We start from the raw sequence: 2,191 nt of genomic DNA on the forward strand, positions 1-2,191 counted from the left end.
CATGCCACGGCCGCCGGGGCCGGTGACCAGCCAGACGCCGTCGCGGAGCTGCTCCCGGTGGACGACGCGGGTGGTGTCGACGCACTGCGCGTACATGTTGTCGCTCGGGCCGGTGGGCGCGTGGGTGGTCGTGAGCACGGCGAGGACGATCGGCGGCCCGTCCGGCTTCCGGACCACGCCCACGTCGTTCGCCACCCCGTACGAGCTGCCGCCGCCGGTCTTGTCCGCCAGGATCCAGCCGGGCAGGCCCTCCCGGAACCGTGCGGTGTTGGTCGTGTTGGCCAGCATCCAGCCGGTCAGCCGTTCGCGGTCCCGGGGCGGGAGCACGTCGCCGAGGAGCAGCCGCGCGAACGTCCCCGCGATGGCGCGCGGACTGGTGCTGTCGGTCGTCCGCCACGGCTCCGCCGAGTTGAGTTCGGGCTCCCACCGGTCGAGCCTGGTCCGTCCGTCCCCGGTCGAGCGGCAGAACCGGGTGACCGCCGTGGGGCCGCCCAGCTCGCGCAGGATCAGGTTGGCCGCCGCGTTGTCGCTCTCGCTGACGGCGGCCGCGCACAGCTCCTCGACGGTCATGCCGTTGGCGAGGTTCTTCTCCAGGCCGGTGACCGGGCCGTACGTCGAGGCCGTCACGTCCTCCGGGGTGTAGTGGATCCGTTTGGCCAGGAACCGGCCGTCCCGGTCGAGGTCGCGCAGCACGGCCGCGACGGCGAGCGGCTTGAAGACCGAGCAGAGCGGGAACCGCTCGTCCGCCCGGTACACCACCGTCCGGCCGGTGGCCGTGTTGTGGCCGAACACCCCGAGCCGGGCGGCGTGCTCCCGCTCCAGGCCGGCGAGCCGCTGCTCCAGGCCGTCCGCCCGGCGGGCGGACCCGTTCTCCCCGGGCGCCGCCGCGTAGGCCCGCCCGCCCGTGAGCAGGCCGCCCGCCAGTACCGCGCCGGTGCCGGCGGCCAGCACCGCCCGGCGCGACGGACGCCCCCCCGGCGTACCTGCCCCTGTCGTCCCGGTCCTCATCACGCGGTCTCCTCTCTCCCCTGCGATCTTGACAACGATCAACACGCGACGAGGGACGGGTAAGTTCCACACGGGTCACACTGCACACGAACGAGTGTTTCCGGGGGCGGGCCGTTGACGGGGGCGCGCCGGGGGCTCCGGCCGCCGCCGGGTCAGGCCCCGGCGTCCCGCAGGCGGCGCAGGACGGCCATCAGCTCCTCGGGCGGGGCGATCGAGAACGAGCGGGTCTCCTCGTCGATGTGGGTCAGCGAGGTCACCACGCCCTTGCACCACCAGTAGAGCCGGGGGGAGAGCGGGCCCGGGTTGTCCTGGTACGCGCCGAGACCGAAGGCCGCCAGGTCGTTGACCGCCTCGACCACCTCGGCTCCGGCCAGCGGGTGGAAGACCAGGTGGTGCCGGCTCGGCACGGTGAACAGGGCACCCTCCGCGGGCAGGTCACTGCCCGTCACGGCCCGCGCCACGTCGTCCAGGACCAGCGCCTTGCTGGCGACGAACATCGACTCGCCGGAGACGATGTGCAGGGCCGCGCCGCCCTGCCCGTGGGCGACGTCGTACGTCACCGGCTCGCGCACCAGGTTGGCCCGCCCGGCGGCCCGCAGCGCCTCCAGTCCCACCTCGGCGACGGCGCGGTCGTCCATCAGCCGGACCGCCTCGGGCAGGTCCAGCGCCAGCGCCTCCTGCAGCCCGGGGGCCACCGGCCGGACGTAGCCGAACGCCGCCGCGGCCTCGGGCGGGAAGGCGTCCTCGGGGACCAGCCGCAGGTAGACCGCGCGGAGCACCTCCGCCGCCCCCTGCGGGGTCGCCGCCTCGGCGCCGTCGAGGGCGCGGAAGTGCTGCTCCACCAGCCCGGGCCAGGCGCGCGGGTCGGCGCGGCGGCACAGCTCGGCGAGGTTGTGGAGCGAGCGCGTGCCCCGCGGCGCGTGCACGGTGTCACCGACGACGGTGACCTGCGGGAGGGCGGCGTGGTAGTGGCGCACCAGGTCGCGCAGGTACTCGGCCTGGTCGGCCGTCAGGGCGGGGAGGTGCGGGTCGTGCTGGGGTGTGGCTTTGGAACGGAAGAACTTCATGCCCCCGACCCTAAGCGGACGTCCGGCCGGGCCCGGCGGCGGGGCATGCCGTGCGCCCGGCGTGAGGTTGAGGCGCCCTCAGACCGCCCCGGCCCCGCCCCGGCCCCGCCCCGGCC

2 protein-coding genes are annotated in these 2,191 nt (G+C 75.4%); both read right to left on the bottom strand.

Features of this window, described 5'->3' with window-relative positions:
• The coding region (gene bla / locus ABZ885_RS39800) for a class A beta-lactamase (RefSeq protein WP_360199887.1) at positions 1–1,008 on the bottom strand (1,008 nt) is incomplete at its 3' end.
• A 152-nt stretch (positions 1,009–1,160) separates the two neighbouring features.
• On the bottom strand, positions 1,161–2,075 hold the full coding sequence (locus ABZ885_RS39805) for a hypothetical protein (RefSeq protein ID WP_360199889.1): 915 nt from the start codon (positions 2,073–2,075) through the stop codon (positions 1,161–1,163).
• Positions 2,076–2,191: the final 116 nt, after the last annotated feature.

The organism is Kitasatospora sp. NPDC047058 (genome assembly GCF_040643935.1).
In the GTDB taxonomy this organism is placed as follows: domain Bacteria; phylum Actinomycetota; class Actinomycetes; order Streptomycetales; family Streptomycetaceae; genus Kitasatospora.

Excerpts from the sequence above, each read along its gene's own strand:
- ABZ885_RS39805 (WP_360199889.1), bottom strand. The coding sequence starts at position 2,075 with ATGAAGTTCTTCCGTTCCAAAGCCACACCCCAGCACGACCCGCACCTC.